Genomic DNA, 25230 nt, shown 5'->3' on the forward strand with positions numbered 1-25230 from the left:
CGGACAATAGGTGGTCGACGTTAATGTCCTGACTCTTTATGGATTGATAGTTTCGTACAGACAAACACGATTACGCCCTGATTTTTTAGCTTGGTACATCGCCTGATCTGCATGCCGCAATAATTTATCAGGATCATCGCGGTCATAAGGAAATAGCGTAACACCAATGCTGGCACCTACCGAGACTTCAGTAGCATCATCTATTGAAACAGGTATATTAATTGCATCGATAACTCTTTGTAATACAAACTCATATTCATCGATATTTTTAATATTAGTCAGTAACAATACAAACTCATCGCCACCAAAACGACCAATAGTATCGTTTGCTCGAACTGATGCCTGCATGCGATGTGCAACTTCAATTAGCAGCTTATCTCCGGCAGCATGACCAAATTGATCGTTGACGATCTTAAAGCCATCAAGATCAAGATAGCAAACCGCGACGGACTGATTTGCCCTTTCTGCCTGAACCAACGCCTGTTGCAATCGGTCACCAACCAGCAATCGGTTCGGCAAACCGGTTAAAATATCGTGATAAGCCATTCGTTCAACTTCCTGTTGATGTTGCTTCATCGGGGTAATGTCTAATATCATCCACATTGACTGATCGCCATTATCAGACAATTGCACACCACTAATATCAACCCAGATTCTCTCGCCGTTTTTCCGTTTCATTTCCAGTTGAGTTCGGTAAGTACTCTGTGTATTGAAAGTATCATTCGCAGCCGCTTCAAATATTTCGCATGAGAAGCCATCCAGAAATAAGATACTACTCGGCTGCCCATCCAATTCATCGGCGTTATACCCGAAAATACGTTCCATTGCCGTATTTATCCAGATTGCCTGTTTGTTTCGCAACTTCATAATGCCAACCAATTCATTATCCAGCATTACTTGTTGCTCAATAGTTAACAGGCTTAGTTCAGTTTGAATTTTCTTGAGCTGGGTAATATCGTATAAAACCGTACGACTCATTACAAAACGACCTTCGGTATCCCTGATAGAACCAGCGCTTATAATCATTTGACGGCTATCGCCGTTTTTACAGATTAAATCAAATTCCAAATCTTCAATATGCCCACCTTCTACAAAACGAGGGTATATTTCCGAAAACTGCGCTTTACCGGCATCGTTAAGAAAATCACTAAATTTCATTTTACCAATTACCTCATCACGTTCACAGCCAAGCCATTGCAACTCAGTATCATTAATACGAATGAAAATTCCATCCCTATTAAGCGAGTGATAGCCACAGGGAGCATAATTATATAAATCCTGAATTTCTTTTGTCGATGTTGCGAGTGCTGCTTCCAAAAATTTACGTTGTGTAATATCGCGTGATGAATAGAAAACTAAAGGAACATGATTCAGCTCGAGTGTAAAACCACTGATTTCAACATCAAAAATGCTGCCGTCTTTACGCCGATGACGTGTCTCGAATTGCGAACGTGCAGAGCTTATGAATTGTTGTTTTAGTCTTTCCGCGACTTCATTTTTTGTGAGTGCGGCATCCCACTGATAAACATTCATACCGATCAATTCTTCACGTTCATAGCCCAACATGACACAAAAAGTATTGCTTACTTCAATAATGTTGCCATTAGTGTCCAGAATATGAAAACCATCACTTGCACTTCGCAGGAATAATGAATTTTTCTCGCTTTCCCTTTGTAGGGCTTGCTGGGCCAGCTTGCGCTCAGTGATGTCGCGTGTGGAATTAAATAATACCGGTTGCCCATTAAGATCAATCGGATAACCGCTGATTTCCGCATCGTAGATCGTGCCATCCTTACGGCGATGGCGCGTTTCAAACTGAAAGCGAACAGGCTGTTCAAATTGGGTTCTTACTATGTTCATGGGTTCGCTTTCACAAGTACCGGCATCCCACTGTGAAACGTGCATACCCATCATTTCTTCATGGCTATAGCCCAGCATATTGCAAAAGGCATCGCTGGCTTCCAGCAGCTTACCGTCAATATCCATGATGGTTATACCATCACTGGCATGACGTAATAATGCGGCGTTTTTTTCACTTTCCGTTTGCAAAGCGATTTCTATTTGCTTGCGATCGGTAACGTCAGTAATAAAACCATGCCAGAGAATCGATCCGTCAGGCTCTCTATCGGGGACAGCATTTCCATATAACCAGCGAACGGTTTCATCAGAAAACCGAACGCGGTACTCATACTGCCAAGGCTCAAGCGTTACTGCCGATTGTCTGATTGACTCAACAACACCGTCATAATCCTCAGGATGAACACAGGCAAAAACACTGGCTGCATCTTCTTTTACCTCTTCCGGCGTAAGTCGATAAATCTCTTGAATGGCATCACAAGCATAAGGAAAACAAGAACTTCCATCGGGACGTAATTTGTACTGATAAATGACACCAGGAACCCGGGAGGAAATTTGCGTAAGCCGGGTGTACAGTTCAAGATTAGCTGCCTGAATTTGCTTATTCTCGGTGATGTCATGTCCGACGACTTGCATCTCCAACAAGACGCCATTATCATCAAAAAAAGCATGATTGGTAAACTGGCCCCAACGCAAAAGGCCACCTGATGTAATAATACGGTTTTCAATAACTACAACAAGATTGTCAGGGGAAAGATAATTCAGTTTGTCATTGATTAAAGGCAGGTCTTCGGAAAATACCCGTGGATACCATGTCCGACCAATTAAGGATTCTCTTGATTGGTCAAAAAATTTGCAAAAAGCTTCGTTTACATAAAGGATGGTCCCATCGGCTTTAAAGCGACAAATGGTTTCCGTTTGATCTTCCAGCAAAGCTTTGTATAGTTTTTCACTTGCAACTAATGATTGCTCGGCAGATTTGCGTTGATTGATAACTTTAAATGTGGCAACGAAATGCTCAGACTTTGGACTAAAAACCTGTACCAAAAACCATAGTTGTAGATCATTAAGAAAAATTTCGAAGCTTTCTGCATCACCACCATTGGCAACAGTACCGTAAATTTTAAAGAGTTCCGGATTAGACCCAAAAAGCCCTGGAATGACCTCGCTGACAAGTTTACCGACTACAGCACCGAGGCCGGTTTGCTTATGAAATGAAGGATTGGTATAGAGATAAATAAAATCTGTTGGCTTACCGTCCAGGTAAATCATCTTGCAGTAAGCGACGCCATCAGGCATTTGCTCGAAGCAATATTGCAATATATCCGTAGTTGGCAATACCTGCTCTTCTGGTAAAAATGGAGAAAGCAGATCGCTATTCTTAGTGGACTCAGACTTAGGCATTCAATTTTTTTATTATTAAATTGGTATACCCATCATAACATCACACAGTATTTTTACTAAATCTATTAAATTTAACAGAACATGACCTAATTAAATACACCACTCTTCAACATTTTTCAACATACAGTCAACAACGAGCTATTTGATCCACTCTTACTGACTGTTTATTGCAAATCAAAATAGCCATTTTATTCTGACAGCGACAGCAATGGAGCAATACAACTATTAATAGTTGAGAGATTTAGCCGATTTATTGACAACAGCAGGCTAATCGGTGACCCTGAACACCTGACTATTAATAACACCATTCCCAATGAAAGAAACATGAAAAATCAGTCATTCACCTTTGACCAAATTCATATCGAAGTGGCCCGTAACGCCACTGATGACTTTAATTTGTTTCATGACAAGCATAAATGGTTACAGGTTACTCATAATCCGTTTAAAGGTCCTATTGTTCTGGGCTATCAACTGAACACACTTATTGAATATCAAATGCGCCTATACCGGCAAGCGCATCATGAAAACCGGATCATTGCCGAAAACAATCTGCATTTTAGTAATTATCAAATCACCTTTGTTAACGCAGTCAGGCCACGAACGCCTGTTTATCTCGATATTAAAAAAACCCTAATTAAAACCATTCCCGGCCTGACACTGGGCAACCGTATTGCCATGAAGTCTGATGACAAAACCGTATTACTGGGATTTAAAAAAGAAACACAATATCCGCTATTCTTGGCCGATACGAAATTTAACCAGTTACCTGATCTTAACGAAATACCCGACCGTACAAGCATTCCGAATACCGACTATTTTCTTAAACGAAAATTTATGAATAACGGTTCTGCCAAAAACTTTTTATCCGGGTCATTAGCCGAGCAATCCGATTATTTTGATGAACTAGCCAATATCGCACACTACCCGGAAATATTTCCTTGTAGCCTTACCTCAGGTGCTCTACTGGAAAAAGCGCAATTAGAAAACCATGACTTTAAACTTAACCCTATGGTTTATACGTCCCATGAAATTTCAGTAGACCGGCGCTTTGTAAATCAACTTAAAAATAATGACAAGCTGCATATTCTGGTCAGGCAACTCCCTGAATCGCGTGAGAACACCTTAAACCAGACCAATATTATGCTAAGAACTTATCATTGTTATGGCCTGTTACAAAATAATGACGTTTTATTTAGAATGACCATGAACCTGGTTCCTTTGGAAGAAATACTGAAAAACCTCAGGCAAAAATAATATAACCTGACAATTTATTCAACTTTTAAGTCGCACGTGTCTGATTTTATTGGTTATAATTTTAAACAAGGGAAACGTAAGTTATAGAGACCAAAGTTGATTAAGTGACATAACTTTCTGTAGTGCGTGCCGTGCGCCCATTGAAAGCCAGGGCGCGCACCGCACGGCCTACTACGTACTTAATTCATTCATTCATTCATTCATTCATTCATTCATCTTTCTATATTAACGCCTTTAGCTTGGTAGCTTTACACCGGATTTTGCAATCTCTTAAGTACACTTTTACTAATCTTGTTAATAAATTCCTCACTATTCTCATAACCTTGGCTTTGTATAAAACTGACAATAGACATCACCAATTCTTTAGTACCGGCTATTTCTTCAAATGAACGACCACAACCTTGGCAATGACTACCTCCGGAAGTACATTTATCAATACAGGGATTAAATTTCATGCGTTGTTCTCTTGGTTAATTATGAATATATATACTCCGCGCAGTCATATTTACGGAATTTATGATCGAGTTGTGACCGTGCGGAGTATATTGCATTGCCCGGCAGGATTCACATCCTGCAAAGCCTTATTGTTTCATTATCTTATAAATACAATGTTCACCAGTCTCGTTGACTGTAGTCGTCATTATTTCATAGGTAAAACCGAAATCCTGGCAAATCATTTTAGGATCATGCTCAAGCCCTACAAACTCTGAATAAGGAATATAAATTCTTGTTTCGGAATCACAAAAAGCACTTACCTGACTAAAAAAACGTTGCAATATTTGTCGGCCGCCATCGTCATTTAAACCAAAATCGCCGTTGGAAGGATAATAATTGAAATTAAATACGATAATATCGAATGTTGTTAAGAGCACATCATTAAACAAATCGCTATGTATAAAAGCAATTGGTGCTAGTGACGGATTAAGACCGGAATTTTCAGTCGCACACTTTACGGCATCGCTATTAAAATCGACTCCTAATACGGTCTCACAACCTATTTTTTTTAATAAAAAAGCAAAATAGCCACTGCCACAGCCCATATCCAGTGCCGTAGCTGCCGGTTTTTGCTGGAGTATAAAATTACCAAAAAATGAACTGGTGATACCAAAACAGGAGGGAAATACATTTTTTGCAATGGTCAGGGAGATTCCATCCAACTCCGTACGGTAAGGTTGCCTATCCAAATAATAAGATAACTCCTGCTCTCTTTTTGCAATACTCATAACTTGATCATTCATAATAATTTGACGTTCTCTATTAAAAACAGGTGACTGTGTGCAGTTAATCACTAAAATCTAAAAGCACTTTCGTAAAATAACCGATATTTTCACTATCAGCTAATGGCTCAGGCAAATTTTTTCCTCAACTGCCAAAAAACCACGGAAGAAATTAATACCATCCCGCAAGCTAAACCAATCAGTATCAAACCCAAAAATAAAGTTTGCTTAATCGTATAGTCCACCAATTCTTTACCGCTGACTTGTGTTTTCCGGGTCAGCGCATCCAAACGGGTTGATAGTTCATCAAACTTGCCGGGAGCCAGAATCTGGTCAAAAGCTTGTAACAATTTCACCAAATCTTGTGCAGCAATGTTGATCTGTGCGGCTGCGGCTGTGTAATCGTTGATGCGGAAAGGCTCGGTTTTCGGGTTTGACGGACTGGCATCAATTTGCCGCAATACGTCTTGAAAAGACTTTAAGGTGGCGGTGGACGCAGTGGACATTAATTTACCGGCATCCAGTGCTTTCTCTGTTTGTGCCGCAAGACTGATAAGACCAGGCTGCTGCGCATTCAAGGCTTGAACGATTTGTTCGCGCTCTGCGCTAATAAGTTCGGGTAGGTGCTCTGCCGTCTGACTGAAGCGATCTGCCGATTGGGACAGTTGTGTTGTGTTGGCTAACAGCTGTTCCATCTGCGGCATTTCGACGGTCTGGATAACCAATAATTCAGTTTCCCAGCGAATCAGGGTCGGCATGTGTCGCCCCAGAAATAAGCCGCGTTCAGCAAACAAACGGGTATTGGCCAGCTCCAGAGTAGCGGGATCAAGCCCCGCTAATGGATCAATATCTAGCAGATTAAAAACACTACTGGTCATCCCTTGCTGAGCGCTGCGGTTCATCTGCCCCACTTCGGCCGCAAAACCGAGTGAACCGACATCACTGGGTGATCGCCCATCAGGATATTGCTCGTGCCAAGCTTTTATGGCAACGCGGAGTTCCTTAATCTGTAGGGGTTCTAGTGTCAATGCGGCAATACGCCAAATCTCCTTCTCGGTTTCCTGCGATGCAAGTAGCAAAGGTTTCGCCGAGTTACCAAAGCGCTTGGGCATCCAATAGTCCTCGACATTCATCCTGTTTAAGGTGACGAGGATAACCATATCCAGAAGATTCGCGTAAGCATTCGCACCGGTGGCGGTACCCAACACATCGTTGGTGGTGGCGATGCGCCGCATCAGCATATTGCGCCGTTGAGAGGGTTGTCCATCGGCTTCCTGTAATTTGCTAAAAGCGATACTGAGTGCATCAATATAATCGTCTGCAAAACGAAGCAACAGGGATTGCAGTTCAACGGGATCCGGCGCAGCGTTATCGTAATGCAGCGAAAATAGCGAGCGTATACCCCTTTCAGGTAATTCCAGAGTACTTTTGAGTAAACTACAACCATTTGCACTTAAGGTCAGGATGATTAGTAAAGCGGTTTTTGGCAGCCATTGATAGGCAACCGGATAGTGAGATTGAAGCTTGGTGCGCATAAAAATATCGGTTCCTGAGGACATTACTCATAAACAATAATAGATTAGCACCTGTTTGGCAAACCAATATTTCTTGGATATGGCTATATAGTTTTCAATCATTAAATTTCTGATTCATATTACTATAAGTTCCCACAGATACTATCCCTAAAAGGAATCCTATCGGTGGGATACGCTATTATAAACAGTGAGAATTAATCAATGCCATATATTAACATCTGATTTTACAGTCCACTCTGCTCCCGAATCTATCCAGGCTTTCAGTTTCAGAACATCTTGATCAGAAAGCTTATGTACATTCGCCATCGGCATGTCCTTTCTTATCCCCGATACAATAGCAATTAACGGACTTGCAGCGCTCTGTCCCGGTAAAATTAAAGGTGATCGCCCATTACTTCCGAAAAAATCTTCCCGGCGATCAACACGAAAATTGGCTAACTGTTTTTGTGGACCATGGCATGACAGGCAATTGTTCTCGAATATTGGGTAGACATCTTTCCATAACCCCACAGCTTGTTGATCAACACTATTCTGTATCGGCAAAGTGGTTAAAGATTCGTTAACTGGATCAGTATTCCCCCTATGCCCCCATTGTTTTCCTCGCATTGGGCCGGCTATTTCTTTAACGCTATTTTCAGCAGTCCAGGCAAAAATCGTCATAAGACAGATAACTATACTGCCTGTTAATATTCCACTGCGAATTAGTGAAGGGTGCGCAGTTTGTAACAAATGACAGCGTTTACCTATTACGGTAACTATCCAGTTCCAATGCAAAACCAAATGAATAATAAGGATTATTAAAAGCCCCAGACTGATCCAGAAATGGCCATCGCCCCATTGATGGCGGGTATAACCCCACAAGCTCAAGGTTTTATTACTACTTGGTGGTAACGGAAAACGCAGTATGTAACCTGTCGCAATCATACCTAAAAGTAGAAATGCCGCAATTATGTCAATGATGATGTTAGCAAATGTACGATTCATAATTAATATGGATTCTAGCTTTTGTTACGTAAATTAACCGTTCCCAATTGAGAGCTCGGAAACAAGAAAAAACTTATTTATTTTGTTAAAACAAGATTTCGGACAGTTTTGATTTAATCAAAAAACAGCCTGAAAACCTCCTCAAGCATTTGAAGATGTAGTCAACGACGATAACAGCTCAACACACCAAAAGCCTAGATTAACTATAAAACCCATTCGGCAGTCAGTGTCCAGCATAGCAAAACTGCAGCATAAGTTTATGTTTATCTTGCTAACCGATCTAACGTATCTGCCGGGACGGGTAAATTTCAGAAACCATGCCCTTTATAGCTCGCTAAATTAAAAAACCTTTTCGCAATGGCTTCGCCGCTCGTTTCATTTTTTTATATTCACTTTGCTTAACTTAATGAACTTACCTGATTCAGACTTACGCCATTGGTTCTTAAGCTAATGCCGTAGTGTCGAGTAACGATAAAGCTGTTGCCCGACCAAGCTGCTCCCATCGATCTGTTACATTTAATTGTCAGTAAATTCGTACCATGTAGTAAGTCTTAGACTACACTTAAATTGAACTACAGAAGGTCAGCTTCGTGACTGATCTTAAGTAGATCGTATACAAATATTACTTAATTGATTCATCACAACTCATCATAGATATTCACCTTTAGGACTGAACAAAATGAAAAAACTCTTTTTAGCTATATTATTTACGCTTGGTTTTTGCTCGCAAGCCATGGCCAACGTTACTTATTTTAGCGACAACTTTGACAATTTAAGTGCGTGGACCCGCAACCCAGGCAGCTCTTACGCTTACGTCAGCGATAACAACTTGAGCTTTAGTTCGGGTAATTATGGAGGTGACATTTTTACCACCAATACGTTTGGGAAAGGTTATTTTAATTTTGATTATCGTGGCACTGCAGGTATTGATGGCGGCGGTTATTTTGGTATCAGTACCGGTTTACCAGGAAGTCTTTCTTGGATAGCAGGTACCTCAAGCACTTATTCAACACCATTCAATTTGGTCAATGATGGTCTCTTTCACACTTACAGTATCGCCTTTGATTCCGCAATCTTAGGCTCAGGCGTAACCGCCGCACACATAATGCTTGAACAATTTGCCAATAACACCTCTGGTCTAGCCACCTTTGCCCGTGTTTCTGTAACCTCTTTACCTGTGGCTGCTGTACCAGTGCCCGGCGCAATCTGGCTGTTTGTATCCGGCCTGTTGGGTTTAGCCGCTTTACGTAAAAAGGCTTAAGCACTAAAGCACTAAAGCACTAAAGCACTAAAGCACTAAAGCAGCGTAGCTTGGATTGATACTGTTTCAAACCAATCTACGCTGCACCTATTTTGTTGGGTTGCGAAAAGAAGCAACCCAGCCTGCGTTGCTACAAATCGGCTCATTTTTCCTTATTAATCAAAAAATAAACCACCGGAATTACCAGCAATGAAAACAAAGTCGAAGCAAAAATACCGAAAATAAAGCTCCAGGCCAGTCCTGAAAATATCGGGTCAAGAATAATTACAAAGGCACCGAACATGGCTGCTCCCGCAGTCAGAAAGATAGGCCGCAAGCGAATCGCACCCGCTTCAATCAGGGCATCGGCAAGCGTTACATCGGCACGGGCGCGGATGCGTTCGATAAAGTCGATCAGGATAATGGAGTTGCGCACAACAATACCCGCCAGGGCAATCATGCCTATCATGGCGGTGGCGGTAAAATAGATCGGATTGGGGTAACCTGCAACAGGCGTCGCCATAAACTGGTTAAGCAACCAAAATCCCGGCATGATCCCAATCACCGTTAAGGGAATAGCGATCATCATAACCAGCGGCACGGTCAATGATCCGGTTTGCCCGACCAATAAAACATAAATCATCACTAACGCGGCGGCAAAAGCAAGTCCAAGGTCACGAAAGACATCAACGGTAATTTTCCATTCACCCTCCCCTGCTAATTCGGCGCTATAACCTGGCGGCAAGGGGCGTTCTGCAAACGTATCATTGAGATCAAAAACGGCTTCTACCGGACTGCGTCCTGCCATTTCGGCAATGACGTAACTGACCCGTTGCAGATTCTTGTGATAAATGGGCTGATCTTCATTTTCCATAGTGGCAGTACCTAGCTCACTTAAGGGTATCAGCTCACCTTGATCTGTTTTTACGCGTAATGCCAATAAATCGGCAATAGACGAACGTAGCGCACGCGGTAATTGCAACTGAATTTCCAACGGCTGACGCTCCCTGTCTGCATGTACAATACCCACAGCTTGACCCGCCGAAGCGATACGCAGCGTTTCTGCAACTTGCGCAACGCTAACACCCGACAAGGCCGCTTTTTCCCGATTTAACTGAAAACGCACTTTATCATGCGGCGCCTCTGAAAAATCATCCACATCGACCACGCCTTCGGTTTTTTCCATATCGGCTCTGACGCGCTTGGATACCGCTATCAAACTGTCAATAGTCGCTTGAGGCGGGCCATAGATTTCAGCAACCAGACCGGAAAGCACCGGTGGTCCTGGCGGAATTTCGACAATTTTAAGGTTGGCGCCGTATTGCTTACCGATTTTTTCTATGTCAGAGCGAATGCGTAAAGCGATTTCATGCGACTGTTGCTCGCGCTTATCTTTAGCTAATAAATTGATTCTGACTTCACCCACATAACCACCACTGCGTAGATAATAATGGCGAACCATGCCGTTAAAATCCATCGGTGCAGCAAGGCCGGTATAGGTTTGATAATCAGTCACTTCATTGACTGTCGCCAAATAACTACCCAAGGCACGCGCAACTTCATCGGTTTTTTCCAGGGTTGAGCCACGCGGCATATCGATCATGATTTGCAATTCGTTTTTATTATCAAAAGGCAATAATTTAAGCGGCACGGCGCGAGTAATAGCCAGCATGGTTGAACCTACAAAGGCTATCAGCACAATGAGTAAAAATAATTTGGCACGCCTCGGAGTCGCTAGCAGCGGGCCCAGGGCCGTGCGATAGGTCCGATAGATAAAGGTTTTTTCGAGTACTTCCGGTGCTTCGTCGCTATGCTTGTGATATTCGCTTTGCAGTAGTTTGAAGCTGGCCCAAGGAGTGACAGTAAAAGCCACAATTAACGAGACAATCATGGCGATCGGCACGTTAAAAGCCATGGGTGCCATATAGGGGCCCATCATGCCGGTGATATAAAACATCGGCAGAAATGACACAATCACTGTAAAAGTCGCCAAAATAGTCGGCGGCCTGACTTCATCGACCGCCGTCAATAGCGCTTCCAGCGGTGATTCTTTGCGTAATTTATAGTGCCTGTGGATATTTTCAACATCCACTATCGGATCATCCACCAATAAGCCCAACGATAGAATCAAGGCAAACAGAGTAACGCGATTAATGGTGTAACCGGAAATATAATCCAGTAACAAAGTCAGCGCCAAGGTCATCGGTACGGCAATGGACACAATAAATGACTCTTTCAGCCCCAACGAAAAAGCCAGTAACACCACGATAATGACGATGGCAAAGCTTAAATGTTTAACCAGTTCGTTCACTTTATCGTTAGCGGTTTCGCCATAATCACGGGTAACGGTTAACAAAACATCTTCGGGAATCAGCGTGCCGTGCATTTTTTCTGCGTTGGCAATAACGGCTTCGGCAACATGAACGGCATTACTGCCTTTACGTTTGGCAACGGCAATAGTGACCATTGGCCGTTCTTGCCCGACTTGCGGCTGGTTACCGGTAGCTTTGCCAATCGTAGGCATTTCATCGACAGCAGGGCCAAAGCCGATACGCGTGTAATGGTCGACATCTGCCGGGCCATCTTCAATACGCGCCACATCCCGCAGATAAACAGGACGTCCGGCAACACTTTTTATAACGGTCGCGCCGACTTCTGGTGATGAACTAAAATGCGGGCCAGCTTCCAGTAGAATTTCACGGTTATTACTTTCAAAGCTACCCGCTTGTAAATTAACATTGGCATTGGCCAGCGCCTGAGTCACTTCAATCAGCGTTACGCCATGCGCAGCCAGACTGGCCGGGTTGGCATAAATGGATACTTGCCGTTGTTCGCCGCCAACCACCCAACTTTTACCCACATCGCCCACACTTCTCAGAGAAATAATCAGCTCATCGGCAATACGGCGTAACGCCATAGAATCATAATTATTATTCTGTGCAGAAAGTGTCAGTAATACGATAGGCACGTTATCAATTTCTACAGGACTTACTTTCCAGTGCGTAACCCCTGGTGGAATAAGGTTCTGGTTGGACATAAGCCGATCCCAGGTTTTAACCAGACTGTCTTCAAAATCCTGGCCGACAAAATAGCGCACGGTCACCATCGCGGCACCGGGTTTGGAAATGGAATAGACGTATTCCACACCTTCAATTTGTTTGAGCAAAACCTCCAGCGGTGTCGACACCAGCTTTTCAACTTCTTCGCTGGAAGCCCCCGGATATTCAATCAGCACATCCATAACCGGCACGACAATCTGTGGATCTTCTTCACGTGGTGTAAGAACCAGTGCTGCAGCTCCAGCCAACAGCGAAATAATCAGAAATAAAATGGATAACTGTGAGGTGGTAAAAATTTCGACAATCTTGGTCGTCAAGCCACGTTTCGTTTTTTGATTTTGCAGCTCGTCCATTATGGTACCTGCTGTGGATTAACGATGACGATTTCACCGGCGTGTAAACCGGAAATAACTTCAATCCTGTTGCCAAAAGTTTTGGCTGTTCTGATATGGCGCATAAGCTGCCGGCCTTCTGACCAGACCATAACCACTTCCAGTTGACCGATATGCTGCACTGCACTGGCAGGAATCAATAAGGCTTCATGTTGGCCGCAAGCTTGTTCCAGCCAACCAAAAGATCCGGCTTGCAAACCTGCCATTGCCGGCAAGGCAATTTTAATCAATTGAGTGCGGGTTTGCGAGTCGACATCAGGACTGATCTCATCGACTTGAGCCGTAACCGTTTGGCCCAGGGTATCAATGCGCACCCTAACCTCCATGTCGGTGCGATAACGTCCGGCACAAGTGCCGGGTACGTCGGCTTCAAGCCTTAAGCCTTGTGGTATCTGCAAAGTGACCACCGGCACACCGGGCAAGCCCATGTCACCGGGTTCTTTAAGGCGCTTGACGACAGTACCGTCAAATGGTGCCAGTAATAGCGTATCCGCCAAATGGGTTCTGATTTCACTCACCGTACTGGTTGCCTGACTGACCGCCGCTTGCGCCTCTTTTGCACGGGCGACGACGGCATCAAAATTTTCGCGGGTTGCCGCCTCCTTAACGTACAAGCTTTTGGTACGTTGTTCGTCTGCTTTGGCACGACCGGCTTGCGCAGTTGCACCGGCAAGCGCGGCAAGGGCGATATTTTCCTGAGCTCTGAGTTCACGCTCATCCAGAATGGCAATTACCTCGCCTTTTTTGACTTTATCGCTGGCATGAACCTTAATATCGATAATGCGAGCTGTCATTTTGGCAGCAATATTAGCCACGATTCTTGATCTTACCGTGCCAGGCCAGTTAAGAATATCGTCAACCTGTTTTTTTTCAACCACAGCAGTTTCGCTTTTGGGCGTATTTGCATCGTTGACCAGTGGGCTTAAGCCGGGCGATACTTTACTGACAAAAGTCCCTTGCATGTAAAGCAGCAACAAAATCAAGGCTAAAACGGCGATGGCAATAGCGATAATTTTGTTACGGTTTTTGCGTTCAGGTTGTGACATGAGAACTCCTGTATTTTGGATAAATCATTGGGGCTACGAAAAATCGCTGTTATTTCCAGTCGCCGACCGCTTTTTTTAATGCCGCTTCTGCACTCAGGGCATCGTAATGCGCTGCGATAGTATTCGATTGCGCTTTATTTCTGGCAACTTCCGATTCGATATAACGGGTGACCGTAACCACTTCAGCACGTCTTTCTTCATTTACCAGTCTTAAGGCTTCGTCGGCGGCGAGTACCGAGACTTCGGTAACACGCAAACGCGCCAAACCTTCCTCCAATTTCAGATAGGCAATTTTTACTTCCTGCTCAATACCCAGCCTGATTTTTCTTTCTATTTCCCTAACTTCGGCGGCTTTTCGCTCTGCCGCACTAACCCGTTGTTGGGTACTAAACCCTGAAAACAAATCCATTTCGACAGTAACGCCAGCAGTAACATTATCTTTGTTACTAGAAAATCCGGGCGACTGGCTATTTTGCCCGTAACTGACATAAGCATCAGCCTTGGGTAAATAAGCGCCCTGCTCACTTTTTAACTTACGTAAACTGATTTCTACCTGTTTGGCGGCAGCTTTTACTTCAGGACGCTGCGTCATGGCAAGTTCAAGCAAGTCATTAAACGATCCTGTCAATTTGGGTTTGGTTAACAGCGAAGCTGACGGTGCGACCGTAAAGGCTTGATAACTGGACAGGCCCAGCAAGTTGGCGATACCGGCTTTGGATATTTCAATACCGTTGGTAGCCCTGATTTTGGCATCCTCTACTTCAGCCAATTTTACTTCCAGTGACAATACATCTGATTTAAGGACAGTTCCGGCTTCGTACTGTCGTTTTGTTTGATTTAGCTCACTGGTGATTGCGGAAATGGAATCCTGGGCGACTTTTTGCGCTTCTATAGCGGCCAAATAAGCGTAATAAGAAGCCGTTACCGCTTCAATCAAGGCGTTATGAACGGTTGAGCGCTCAAACTCGGCAGCGTCTATGCCCAACTCCGCCGCTTTACTATTTTGATAATCCTGACCACCACGGAACAGCGACAGTTTTCCTATGATTTCAGGACGAAAATTTTGTCGGTAACCCGGATTATTAATATTATTGATGTTATTGGGTTCAAAATCTCTTTGCGAGACAATCATCGAAAAGACCTGAGCCGGATTGTTGGATGTTTCATAACCCACTCTGGCCGTTACTTGCGGATAGAATGCAGACAGTGCCACACCTAATTGGGCTTGAGCCTGATTGATGCGTTCAATGGCGATTTGCAAGTCAGGATTATTGGCGATTGCATAATCAATGGCCTGATCCAGCGTATAAGATTGGCTGGTTAATTTTTCCGGCACTGCTTTATCGACAGCACTTTTAGTAACAGGATCAGCTACGACTGACGACGAGCCTGATAGCAACAGTACCGGTAACAGACTTAATGCCAAGCTCTTTTTTATTATTTTAAGCATAATCTTCACGTAAGTGTCACGTCTAACAATACCTGTTAAGAAATAGACGGAAGTCTTCCAACATTTTTCACCACGAAGAGTTATATTTTTCTTCGTGCTCTTCGTGCCTTCGTGGTGAAAATTTACAGTACTTTATTTAAGACTGTCTGCCAACACTGTAATCAAAAAGCACATCCCGGCTTGACACCCAACTTTTTAAGCAGCATTGCCATCGGACAAAACCCCGTAAAGGCTGATTGCAACAAATTAGCGCCAACAAAAGCCGTAAACCATAGCCACAAATCAGAATGATAATGCGCCAGCAACAAACTGATCAGGATAAAACTGCCGGCAACAGCAAACACGATTCTATCAATACTCATCTTACTCACCTTTTATGCGTACTACGCCCATTAATTTGAGCATTAACTTTTCATAATAAGGCTCACTAATACCTTTGCGTATTTTACGCATGAAGTACTTCTCGAAACCGATTTTAGCCAGATGCACCCATTTACCTTCCGCCGACCAGGTTGTGTTACGCGGAGGAATTTGGGGCATAGCCAGAAAAGCCACCCCGGAGTCACCAAAGTCAGCCAGACACAAAGCATTCCAAGTCGCTACATGTGTTGGTTCTTTACCGGCCAATTCATCAGCAATATTATGTGCGGTGGTAGTCACCATTGATTCAATCATATAACCGGTTTTTGGCACACCGACCGGCACGGGTGTCTTTTCTATTGGCGGAATGGCAATACAAACGCCAACGGAATAAATGTTTTTAAACGTTGCGTTACGCTGATGCTCATCCACCAACACAAAGCCGCGCGGATTGATCAGTCCTTCAACACCGACATGACGCACAGCATCAACACCGGTAAATGCCGGCAGCATCATTGAATGCTTAAAAGGCAGCTCATGTTTTTTCTTGTCGTTGCCGTCTTCATCAACTTCAGTCACAAACATCATGCCGGATTCAACTTTATCGACCTTGGCATTCGTTATCCATTTAATAGACTTCTCACGCAAAGCGCTTTCCATCAAACCTTTGGTATCGCCAACGCCACCTAAACCTAAATGGCCGATATAAGGCTCTGAGGTAACAAAAGTCATCGGTACTTTATCGCGTACTTTTTTATTACGTAATTCCGTTTCAAGAATCATTAAGTATTCATACGCAGGACCATAGCAGGAAGCGCCCTGCACTGCACCGATAACAATGGGTCCGGGATTTTCCATAAATCTGTCCCAATCTTCTGCAGCCACAGCGGCATGATCGACATGACAGACGGATGAAGTAAAGCCGTCCGGCCCCAAGCCCGGAATTTCATCAAAGGCCAGTCGCGGCCCTGTCGCTATAATCAAAAAATCGTAGGCAACGGCTGAACCATCAACCAACTGAACCTGATTATTAACCGGATCAACTTTTGCTGCCGCTTTTTGAATAAATTCAATACCTTTCTTTTTCATCACCGGCGCCAACTCAATCTTTAAGTCTTCAGGTGTTCGCCATCGTGGTGGAACCCAAGGATTTGAAGGTACAAAATGAAAAGTAGGTGAGTCGGAAATTACAATAACATCGTGTTTTTTTCCTACGGTTTCCTTCATTTCATAAGCCATTGGTACGCCACCAATACCGGCACCTAAAATTACAATACGAGCCATGATTATTCTCCTTATTAATAGTTATTATTACGTGCGTTACATTTTTTCAATTGACGTGCTGCCAATTGACATCCCCATTAAAGTGAATCGGCACATACCCTGAACAACGAAAAAATCATTAACCTGCACTTGATCAGATAAAGGCACCGGGAAAGCAAAAATATATATTAGTATTTGTTAATATTGCTAGACAATAACATAAATTAACCCTAGCATACAATACTAATTAGTCAGGGTAAACCCGGACAAAAAGTATGCTTTTAACAAGACATTTAATTTACACATAAAACGTGTTGATTTACTTTGTATTTATTGTTGTTTATCTCAGGTTCTGGCTTACAGAACGGCAACTCACAGGGGAAGTTTATGATTTCAGAAGCCGTCGTTGATTTATCTCGCTGGCAATTTGCAGTAACCTCTTTATACCATTTTTTATTTGTTCCTTTGACCTTGGGCTTATCGTTTTTACTGGCAATTATGGAATCAACCTATGTCATGACCGGCAAAGAAATTTACAAGGATATGACTCAGTTTTGGGGGAAATTATTCGGGATAAATTTTGCGCTGGGTGTGACGACCGGCTTGACCATGGAATTTCAATTTGGCATGAACTGGTCCTACTTTTCACATTATGTCGGTGATGTTTTTGGTGCGCCGCTGGCCATTGAAGGTTTGATGGCATTTTTTCTGGAATCGACCTTTGTCGGCCTGTTTTTCTTTGGCTGGGATAAACTCGGTAAAGGCCAACATTTGACAGTGACCTGGCTGGTGGCTTTAGGCTCTAATTTATCCGCATTATGGATTCTGGTCGCTAATGGCTGGATGCAAAATCCGGTCGGCGCCGACTTTAATTATGAAACCATGCGCATGGAACTTTCCAGCTTTGGCTCGCTGTTATTTAATCCGTCTGCCCAGGTTAAATTTGTTCATACCGTTGCTGCAGGTTACACAACTGCCTCTGCTTTTGTACTCGGCATCAGTGCTTATTACATGTTAAAAGGTCGTGATGCCGCTTTTGCACAACGCTCTTATACCATTGCGGCAGGTTTTGGTCTGGCCGCCGTATTGTCAGTCATTATTTTAGGTGATGAAAGTGGCTATACCGATGGCGAGGTACAAAAAGCCAAACTCGCTGCGATTGAAGCCGAATGGCACACCGAACTACCGCCGGCAGCATTTACCGTAATCGGTATTCCTGATCAGGAAACCATGGAAACACGTTATGCGGTAAAAATTCCCTGGGTACTTGGCCTGATCGGTACGCGCTCTATTGATGAACCCATCACCGGATTATCGGAAATTCTGGAAAAAAATCGTTTACGGGTACGTGAGGGCATCAAAGCTTACGCCGCGTTGCAAACAATAAGAGCCGGTAACCGGAATGCAATTACCCTGGCAGAATTTGACCGCTATAAACAAGACCTGGGCTATGGCTTGTTACTCAAACGTTATACGGATAAGGTCGTTGATGCGACTGAGGCACAAATAGAGTCGGCCGCACAATATTCGCTGCCCAGAGTCGTACCGTTATTCTGGACCTTTCGGATCATGGTCGTTTGCGGCTTTATTATGCTGGTGATATTTGTTATGGCCGTTATTGCCAGTTCCATTCGAAAATGCCGGCAAACCTGGTTATTACGTGCCAGTCTTTTGATGATGCCATTACCCTGGATTGCCTGCGAAATGGGTTGGTTTGTCGCCGAGTTTGGCCGACAACCCTGGACGATTGCAGAAATTTTACCAACCTTTTTAAGTGCATCCTCCTTAACCGAACTGGATTTATATCTCAGCCTGGCAGGTTATATCGGCTTATATACGGTATTTTTGGTCATCGAAATGTTCTTGATGCTTAAATTTATCAAGTTAGGCCCCAGCAGCCTGCATAAAGGCCGTTACCATTTTGAAATTGCTTCAGGAGTCACACCATGATGTTTGATTATGAAACCATGCGCTTGATCTGGTGGGGATTTTTAGGTGCCTTATTGATCGGCTTTGCCATTACCGGCGGCTTTGACCTGGGCGTCGCCATCTTGCTACCTTTTTTAGGTAAAAATGATACCGAACGCCGTGTGATTATTAACTCTATCGGCGCTACCTGGGAAGGTAATCAGGTTTGGTTTGTCACTGCCGGCGCGTCCTTATTTGCAGCCTGGCCCGTAGCCTATTCCGTGGCATTTTCAGGATTTTATTTTGCCTTGCTGTTAACCTTGTTTGCGTTATTTATGCGGCCGATAGGCTTTGATTACCGGAGTAAATTACCCAGCCAAAAATGGCGCAACAACTGGGATATCGCCTTGTTTGTCGGTGGCTTTGTCCCTGCGTTAATTTTTGGCGTGGCCTTTGGCAATTTATTAAAAGGTGTACCGTTTTATTTTGACAACGATATGCGTATTTTTTACACCGGTTCATTCTGGGCCTTATTAAACCCGTTTGCCTTGGCGGCCGGCCTTGTTAGCTTATCCATGATAGTTATGCACGGGGCAGTATTTTTACAAATAAAGACCACCGGCGATATTAATCGTCGTTGTAAAAAAGTAGTCACTATTTTTGCCATAATAACACTCGCCATTTTTGCTCTGGCGGGCATCTGGATTGCCAATATTGATGGTTACCAGATCAGCAGTGACGTTTTACCTAACGCACCGTCTAACCCGCTGGCAAAAATAGTCAATAAAGAAACGGGCTTATGGCTGGATAACTATGCGCATTATCCGCTGTTGTGGGCGGTTCCCGGCTTGGCATTTTGTGCTGGAGCATTAACGATGGCGCTATCAACAATCGGGCGTCCGGGTTTGGCATTTATAACCAGCTCATTAACCTTGGCTGCCGTTATTTTAACCGCCGGCGTGTCCATGTTTCCTTTTCTGATACCGTCAAGTTCTGCCATCAACAGCTCTTTAACCATATGGGATGCCAGTTCCAGCTTTGGTACCTTAAAAATCATGTTCTGGGTGACGGTGATTCTTTTGCCTGTTGTTATTACTTACACCACCTGGGTGTTCCGTGTGTTGCGCGGCAAAATAACGGTAGAACACATTCATCAGAACGACCATACCGCTTATTAGGAGATTATTATGTGGTATTTTACCTGGATACTTGGATTATTACTGGCCTGCTCATTAGGCATTATCAACGTACTTAGACTGGAAGCCCAAGAAACCTGGGATAAAGAACATATTGATTTAGATCCGATAACACAATTAATTACCAAAGAAACCATGCTAGGCCGTCTACAGGAAAAAGTCGATAACTCCAAACGCAACGGCTTTCCTTTTTCCATTCTTTTTATCAGCTTAAAGGATTTTAAATCCGGTAACCCTATACCGACTTATGAAATGGAGGCTCTGTTACGTAGCGTCGTCGACTGCTTTAAAGAAAATATCAGACTGGGTGTTGATATTGCCGCGAGAATGGATAACCAGGATTTTCTTATTGCCATGCCGGGTTCGCCCTTGAAAAAAGCTGAGGAAATTGCTACACAAGTAAAGCATGAAATCCTGGAGCATATCAAAGCACACAAAGATCTGGCTGTTGAAGTAACTACCGGCGTTGCTGAATTCTCTGCATTATCTAATGCGTCAGATAATACTGCCCATGAAGTCAGTAAATTAATCAACATTGCAACCGCAAAAAGCAGCCTGTAAAAACCGGCATAACCGCTACCGACAATCTTACAAAACCAGTCAGATTAAAGCCTAAGGTAATCCATGCACAATAAGACGGTTATTATTCATAAAATTGGCGACATCCTGGTCGATAGCTTTCACTATCTCGCATTATTTGGCATAGGTGCCACGATAGTCTGGTCTGCTGTTTATGACTATATCGCGATGATGAAATCAGGACATGCCAGCCTTGAAGAAATACTGTTATTATTTATTTACCTTGAATTAGGTGCGATGGTCGGTACCTATTTTAAAACCCGTCGACTACCGGTACAGTTTCTGATTTATATTGCCATTACCGCATTATCACGCCATTTGGTTATTGATGTACAAAAAGTGGCTGATAGTTTTCATCTTTATCTACTATTGAGCATCACTGTTGCCATTGCCCTGCTCAGTATTGCCATTTTAATCTTGTCTTACACCGCCAAAAATTATGGCTGCCCTGAAGACAACGACCTTAAAGACAAAAAATAGGCGTCAAATAAATCAGGCCACATCAAGCTAATACAATAAAGATAAAGCCGGATCAATCTCAACTGGTTTGGCCTTATCCGTGTAGCTGGATTGTGCCCTTTTACAAACCTACAACAAACTATACTTATGAATACTGAATTCTGGCTTGAAATTTGGGAAAAAAATAAAATTGGTTTTCACCAACAGGAAATAAATAGTCATCTTAAGTCGTATTGGCAGCATTTAAACGCTACCAAACATTGCCGTGTATTGGTTCCATTATGCGGAAAAACCCGCGATATGTTATGGCTATGCGGACAAGGACACCGAGTTCTTGGAGTCGAAATAAGCCCGCTCGCTGCACGCGATTTTTTTACTGAAAACAGTTTAAATCCAAAAATAGTTCAGCAGGATAACTTTTGCCGTTGGGAAGCCGATGGTTTGGTCATTCTTCAAGGTGATTTTTTCAATATTAATCGCGATCAGGTTCGGGACATAGGATGTGTTTTTGATCGTGCTTCACTGGTTGCCTTGCCTGTCGAACTCCGTCAACAATACGTTCAACATTTAAAAAGTATTTTGCCGGATAACGTGAAAACTTTACTGGTGACCTTTGACTACGAACAAAAAAAAATGAATGGTCCGCCTTTTTCCGTCAGTGAAAACGAGATTCGCGACCTTTATCAGGACGACCATGAAATCATACTACTCTACAAAGAAGATGTACTGGATAAATATCCCCAATTTCAAGCCCAAGGACTGAAACGTTTGCAGGAGAAAATCTACTTATTAAAACCACGCCAAAAAAACGCTGAATAAATTCAAATCTTAAGCACAAAACTTCTTAAGTCAACAAAAACGGTAATACAGATCTCTCCAAATTTTATCGCTTAATTACAAAAATCCAGACCGAATTGTCGGTGAAACAGGCTGGCGTTTGTTTCATTAGCGTATCAAATTTTCCATTACTGTTTCACTGAAACAACACATGAAACAGCAGGATCGAATTAATATATTTTTAATAACAAAAACAATGAGTTATAAAATCCAATGTTTATTGGCATGGTTTTAGCTAAGAGTATTGTGTAGCCGTGAGATAGTTACAACAACCTGACTTTCACATAATAAATACACTTGGAAATGCCATTATGAACGAAATACTGAACCTTAAGAAACTTAATGCCACTGACCTGGGTTGCCGCTACACTGATAAAACAAAGTGCTTGGCTATTGTTAACAAGTCAGGAGTGCATAATGAGTAGAAATGGTGTGTTAAAAAAATTAATCATACTTACCGGATTGATACTTTCCGGAGCGGCTTTTGCAGAAAAAGGGGAGCTCACTCTCATTCATTCCGGCGATATCCACGGCCATCTCGTGCCCAGACCCAATGTACGTAGTGACAGCACAGGCAGGATGGAAGGCGGTCTTGCGCGTATGGCGACAGTTATCAACCATATCCGCAAAGCCAATCCCGGCCAGACGCTCTACTTCAATACAGGCGATACCCTGCAAGGCTCTGCCGAAGCCATGTTTACCCGTGGCCAGGCCTTGATTGATGTTATGAATCTGCTAAAACCTGATTTTAATGAGCCGGGTAACTGGGACTATCTTTACGGGCCGGAACGATTTCTGCAAACATTCGTTGGCACGTCCGGCAAATCACCATTATTTAATACCCAAACAGTCGCTGCCAATCTTTATTATGTCTGTGCCGGCATATCCAAACCACTTTGCCCCGATCAGGTTTCTGATGAACCGGGAAGATCAGATCGCCCGACACTGGGTGTCGACCACAAAACGCTCGGTGCACCCGGCTATATAGACTTTCCATCGACTGATGCCACTACGCCTTATCCACAGTTGGCAGGCCAGCGTCCACTACCGCCTTATATTATCAAAACAATCAATGGCATAAAAGTCGGCGTTCTGGGTATGACAACAGCACGCGCCATTCGCGCAGTCGGACCGGCTGTTACCAAAGGCTTCGTATACACCGACGGTGAAAACGAAATGCCTTACTATATCAACGAATTGCGTAATATTATGCAAGTTGACATCATTGTCATGATATCGGAACTTGAATTAGCCAGAACCATTGATCTTGCTACCCGCTATCCTGGCGTTGATTTTATTTTAAATGCCGATATGCATGAGCGCACCATCGAGCCGGTTGTACTTAAAACCGGTACTGTATTGGTAGAAGAAGGTCAGGACGGCACCATGCTGGGTGAGATTCATCTCAAAGTCAAAAAAGGCCATAAACTTCCAGGTGACGGTAAATTAACCTGGAAATGGACACCGCACATCATTACCGACAAAATCAAGGAAGATGCAGCAGTCGCACGTAAGGTTGCCGAGGTACGAGCACCTTTTGTAAGTAATACTTTTGTTACCGGCCAGACTGCAACCATTGGTGGCAACACCAGTACTCTGCTTCGCCCTGTCGATACAGTTGTAGGCTATACCGCTACCGCTTTACACCGTTCAAATTTCACCGATAGCAAAACCGATAATCCGGGCGTCATTGAGGGCAGCTCTCACGATTTGATTGTTGATGCCATGCGTTGGGCTGCAGGTTCGGATTTTGCGACCATTCGCGGTTTTCGTTACGGCACTCATGTTGCACCCGGCCCGATAACCATGTCGGATATTTACCATTACTTACCTATAGGTGCCCGCATTGCCAAAGTTTATCCCATCTATGGTGGCCAGCTTAAAAGACAGATTGAAAATTCTACCCGTGGCTCATTTTCTACTATACCCGGCCTTTGGACAGGCGGTTGGATGTTTGGCTATAGTAACGTGACTTTTGATTTGGATGTCTATGCAGCTTATGGCTCAAGTGGCTCGAATATCAAGATCGACGGGAAAATGATTGATCCAAAAGATGACGGCAAATATATTGCGCCGCATACGGCATCAGTACCGTATTCCGTCGCAGGTTACTGGTATGCAGATGATCCCGAAACGATTAACAACTGCGGAGCTTGTGCAACACCCGGCAGTGCTATTGATGTTGTGAAAGACGAAAAAGGTAACCCGCTGGATGTTAGCGAAATTGTCGTGCGTTACTTAAAAACCCAACCCGGAATGACAGCGAATCCTCAAGGACACCGCATCAATCTACTCTATCCACTGGCAAGCCCGGCTTTTGGTAATCCAGAGATTCAACCGTTAAAAGGCGTAATACCCAACTAAATTAATCCCTCACACAAAGGCCGAATAGGTGTCATCCTTTAAAAAGATGGTATCTATTCGGCATCGAAATTATTTATCCGGAAGTCTTCAGGACAACGTTGACCAGGGCTGTCCGGAATTTTATTCTCCAGCTCAGAAAATACCAAATTCACTTCCTTATACCCTGATAATCGGCTGCCGCGTGATGCTCAACGTAGCGGTCTTTGTCGTGCCGTTAAGTTTGCCTGATTTTTTAGATCCTGTTTATTATCTTTTAATCTACTATACTCAGTATGGTAGACAAGAATTGCGACTTTTTTCTTCCTCTCCCGAAGGGCATAAATACCTATAAATAGCCTTACGACTTCTTCTCCAAAGAGAAAGGGTTGAGTTAGCATTTTCAAAAAGCGCAAATCAGAACGACTTAATGTACATTTTTAATACCAACGAATTACCACGACCGATAGTGGTTACAAAAACCTGCATCACTGTTTTAAAAAGACACATCGTCAGTCATTTTGTAATTAGTAGCCGTTGAAGTGGCAAGATATTATCATCTGTACGCTTTCATAAAAATAACCAACTGTTCTATTATTTAACTATAGCTTGGCCTTATTGAAAAAATGCCCACGCTTATTAAAAACAAGTGAAGGCTTACTTAAGGTGCTGAAAAGAAGACCGGTATCATTTTTTAAAATTGTTCAAAAAAACCCATAAAATAACAGGGTGGAAATCATGTGCACAAAAACTGAAATGATGATAAAAAAAGAAATATAGATTTTCAGATAAATAATTTCTATGCTGACAGATACCATCCCTTTAAGGGATGGTATCCGTGCAAACCTAT

Annotated in this window: 18 protein-coding genes; 8 read left to right on the forward strand and 10 right to left on the reverse strand. The window is 43.3% G+C overall.

All coding sequences use genetic code 11. The annotated features are described in order from the left end of the window. Nucleotides 1-36 precede the first annotated feature (36 nt). Nucleotides 37-3261: a PAS domain S-box protein gene (locus tag N7974_RS13940; RefSeq protein ID WP_262966208.1), complete on the reverse strand. Its 3225-nt coding sequence runs from the start codon at nt 3259-3261 to the stop codon at nt 37-39. A gap of 324 nt (nt 3262-3585) precedes the next feature. On the opposite strand from N7974_RS13940, the gene N7974_RS13945 reads away from it, so the two are divergent. After that, nucleotides 3586-4515, forward strand: a complete 930-nt coding sequence (locus N7974_RS13945; protein ID WP_262966209.1) for a hypothetical protein — start codon at nt 3586-3588, stop codon at nt 4513-4515. A 248-nt stretch (nt 4516-4763) separates the two neighbouring features. Here N7974_RS13945 and N7974_RS13950 read toward each other — a convergent pair whose 3' ends face one another. The 4 genes from N7974_RS13950 to N7974_RS13965 all read right to left on the reverse strand — a co-directional run bounded on the left by N7974_RS13950 (nt 4764) and on the right by N7974_RS13965 (nt 8251). Beyond that, complete coding sequence (locus N7974_RS13950) at nt 4764-4970, reverse strand: DUF1289 domain-containing protein (protein WP_262966210.1); 207 nt, start codon at nt 4968-4970, stop codon at nt 4764-4766. Nucleotides 4971-5096: 126 nt separating this feature from the next. Further along, nucleotides 5097-5738 carry a 50S ribosomal protein L11 methyltransferase gene (locus N7974_RS13955; protein WP_262966211.1) on the reverse strand — a complete coding sequence of 214 codons (642 nt, stop codon included), beginning with the start codon at nt 5736-5738 and terminating at the stop codon, nt 5097-5099. A gap of 122 nt (nt 5739-5860) precedes the next feature. Continuing rightward, on the reverse strand, nt 5861-7267 hold the full coding sequence (locus N7974_RS13960; RefSeq protein WP_262966212.1) for a hypothetical protein: 1407 nt from the start codon (nt 7265-7267) through the stop codon (nt 5861-5863). A gap of 198 nt (nt 7268-7465) precedes the next feature. Next, nucleotides 7466-8251 carry a DUF4405 domain-containing protein gene (locus tag N7974_RS13965; RefSeq protein ID WP_262966213.1) on the reverse strand — a complete coding sequence of 262 codons (786 nt, stop codon included), beginning with the start codon at nt 8249-8251 and terminating at the stop codon, nt 7466-7468. Between the two features lie 679 nt (nt 8252-8930). On the opposite strand from N7974_RS13965, the gene N7974_RS13970 reads away from it, so the two are divergent. Continuing rightward, entirely contained in the window at nt 8931-9512 is a 582-nt protein-coding gene (locus N7974_RS13970) for a hypothetical protein (RefSeq protein WP_262966214.1), read from the forward strand. 142 nt (nt 9513-9654) lie between these two features. Here the strand turns inward: N7974_RS13970 and N7974_RS13975 are convergent, their stop codons facing one another. From N7974_RS13975 to N7974_RS13995, 5 genes are all read right to left on the reverse strand, one after another. Further along, nucleotides 9655-12903 carry an efflux RND transporter permease subunit gene (locus N7974_RS13975; protein WP_262966215.1) on the reverse strand — a complete coding sequence of 1083 codons (3249 nt, stop codon included), beginning with the start codon at nt 12901-12903 and terminating at the stop codon, nt 9655-9657. After that, nucleotides 12903-13988, reverse strand: coding sequence for an efflux RND transporter periplasmic adaptor subunit (locus tag N7974_RS13980; protein ID WP_262966216.1), 1086 nt, complete (start codon nt 13986-13988; stop codon nt 12903-12905). Before N7974_RS13980 ends, N7974_RS13975 begins: the two co-directional genes overlap by 1 nt. Before the next feature lie 49 nt (nt 13989-14037). Continuing rightward, nucleotides 14038-15438: a TolC family protein gene (locus N7974_RS13985; protein ID WP_262966217.1), complete on the reverse strand. Its 1401-nt coding sequence runs from the start codon at nt 15436-15438 to the stop codon at nt 14038-14040. Nucleotides 15439-15599: 161 nt separating this feature from the next. Further along, entirely contained in the window at nt 15600-15800 is a 201-nt protein-coding gene (locus N7974_RS13990) for a YgaP family membrane protein (RefSeq protein WP_243217455.1), read from the reverse strand. 1 nt (nt 15801) lies between these two features. Then, nucleotides 15802-17082 carry an NAD(P)/FAD-dependent oxidoreductase gene (locus N7974_RS13995; protein WP_262966218.1) on the reverse strand — a complete coding sequence of 427 codons (1281 nt, stop codon included), beginning with the start codon at nt 17080-17082 and terminating at the stop codon, nt 15802-15804. 366 nt (nt 17083-17448) lie between these two features. On the opposite strand from N7974_RS13995, the gene N7974_RS14000 reads away from it, so the two are divergent. The 6 genes from N7974_RS14000 (at nt 17449) to N7974_RS14030 (ending at nt 24404) form a co-directional block, all read left to right on the forward strand. Next, entirely contained in the window at nt 17449-19011 is a 1563-nt protein-coding gene (locus N7974_RS14000; protein WP_243217453.1) for a cytochrome ubiquinol oxidase subunit I, read from the forward strand. Beyond that, on the forward strand, nt 19008-20147 hold the full coding sequence (gene cydB / locus N7974_RS14005; RefSeq protein ID WP_317451612.1) for a cytochrome d ubiquinol oxidase subunit II: 1140 nt from the start codon (nt 19008-19010) through the stop codon (nt 20145-20147). Before N7974_RS14000 ends, cydB begins: the two co-directional genes overlap by 4 nt. Nucleotides 20148-20156: 9 nt before the next feature. After that, the gene (gene cydX / locus N7974_RS14015; RefSeq protein ID WP_394813121.1) at nt 20157-20726 is read left to right on the forward strand and encodes a cytochrome bd-I oxidase subunit CydX; all 570 of its coding nucleotides are present in this window, start codon (nt 20157-20159) and stop codon (nt 20724-20726) included. 63 nt (nt 20727-20789) lie between these two features. Next, nucleotides 20790-21224, forward strand: a complete 435-nt coding sequence (locus N7974_RS14020) for a phosphate-starvation-inducible protein PsiE (protein ID WP_262966219.1) — start codon at nt 20790-20792, stop codon at nt 21222-21224. A 126-nt stretch (nt 21225-21350) separates the two neighbouring features. Beyond that, entirely contained in the window at nt 21351-22022 is a 672-nt protein-coding gene (locus tag N7974_RS14025) for a thiopurine S-methyltransferase (RefSeq protein WP_262966220.1), read from the forward strand. 435 nt (nt 22023-22457) lie between these two features. Continuing rightward, nucleotides 22458-24404: a bifunctional metallophosphatase/5'-nucleotidase gene (locus tag N7974_RS14030; protein WP_262966221.1), complete on the forward strand. Its 1947-nt coding sequence runs from the start codon at nt 22458-22460 to the stop codon at nt 24402-24404. Nucleotides 24405-25230: the final 826 nt, after the last annotated feature.

The organism is Methylobacter psychrophilus, assembly GCF_025583945.1.
GTDB classification, from domain to species: domain Bacteria; phylum Pseudomonadota; class Gammaproteobacteria; order Methylococcales; family Methylomonadaceae; genus Methylobacter_C; species Methylobacter_C psychrophilus.

Bases quoted from the DNA above. Each gene is read 5' to 3' on its own strand.
- cydX (WP_394813121.1), top strand. From the start codon at position 20,157: ATGTGGTATTTTACCTGGATACTTGGATTATTACTGGCCTGCTCATTA.
- N7974_RS13960 (WP_262966212.1), bottom strand. From the start codon at position 7,267: ATGCGCACCAAGCTTCAATCTCACTATCCGGTTGCCTATCAATGGCTG.
- N7974_RS14025 (WP_262966220.1), top strand. From the start codon at position 21,351: ATGAATACTGAATTCTGGCTTGAAATTTGGGAAAAAAATAAAATTGGT.
- N7974_RS13965 (WP_262966213.1), bottom strand. From the start codon at position 8,251: ATGAATCGTACATTTGCTAACATCATCATTGACATAATTGCGGCATTT.
- N7974_RS14020 (WP_262966219.1), top strand. From the start codon at position 20,790: ATGCACAATAAGACGGTTATTATTCATAAAATTGGCGACATCCTGGTC.
- N7974_RS14000 (WP_243217453.1), top strand. From the start codon at position 17,449: ATGATTTCAGAAGCCGTCGTTGATTTATCTCGCTGGCAATTTGCAGTA.
- N7974_RS13990 (WP_243217455.1), bottom strand. From the start codon at position 15,800: ATGAGTATTGATAGAATCGTGTTTGCTGTTGCCGGCAGTTTTATCCTG.
- cydB (WP_317451612.1), top strand. From the start codon at position 19,008: ATGATGTTTGATTATGAAACCATGCGCTTGATCTGGTGGGGATTTTTA.
- N7974_RS14030 (WP_262966221.1), top strand. From the start codon at position 22,458: ATGAGTAGAAATGGTGTGTTAAAAAAATTAATCATACTTACCGGATTG.
- N7974_RS13970 (WP_262966214.1), top strand. From the start codon at position 8,931: ATGAAAAAACTCTTTTTAGCTATATTATTTACGCTTGGTTTTTGCTCG.
- N7974_RS13985 (WP_262966217.1), bottom strand. From the start codon at position 15,438: ATGCTTAAAATAATAAAAAAGAGCTTGGCATTAAGTCTGTTACCGGTA.
- N7974_RS13955 (WP_262966211.1), bottom strand. From the start codon at position 5,738: ATGAGTATTGCAAAAAGAGAGCAGGAGTTATCTTATTATTTGGATAGG.
- N7974_RS13950 (WP_262966210.1), bottom strand. From the start codon at position 4,970: ATGAAATTTAATCCCTGTATTGATAAATGTACTTCCGGAGGTAGTCAT.
- N7974_RS13940 (WP_262966208.1), bottom strand. From the start codon at position 3,261: ATGCCTAAGTCTGAGTCCACTAAGAATAGCGATCTGCTTTCTCCATTT.
- N7974_RS13995 (WP_262966218.1), bottom strand. From the start codon at position 17,082: ATGGCTCGTATTGTAATTTTAGGTGCCGGTATTGGTGGCGTACCAATG.
- N7974_RS13975 (WP_262966215.1), bottom strand. From the start codon at position 12,903: ATGGACGAGCTGCAAAATCAAAAAACGAAACGTGGCTTGACGACCAAG.
- N7974_RS13980 (WP_262966216.1), bottom strand. From the start codon at position 13,988: ATGTCACAACCTGAACGCAAAAACCGTAACAAAATTATCGCTATTGCC.
- N7974_RS13945 (WP_262966209.1), top strand. From the start codon at position 3,586: ATGAAAAATCAGTCATTCACCTTTGACCAAATTCATATCGAAGTGGCC.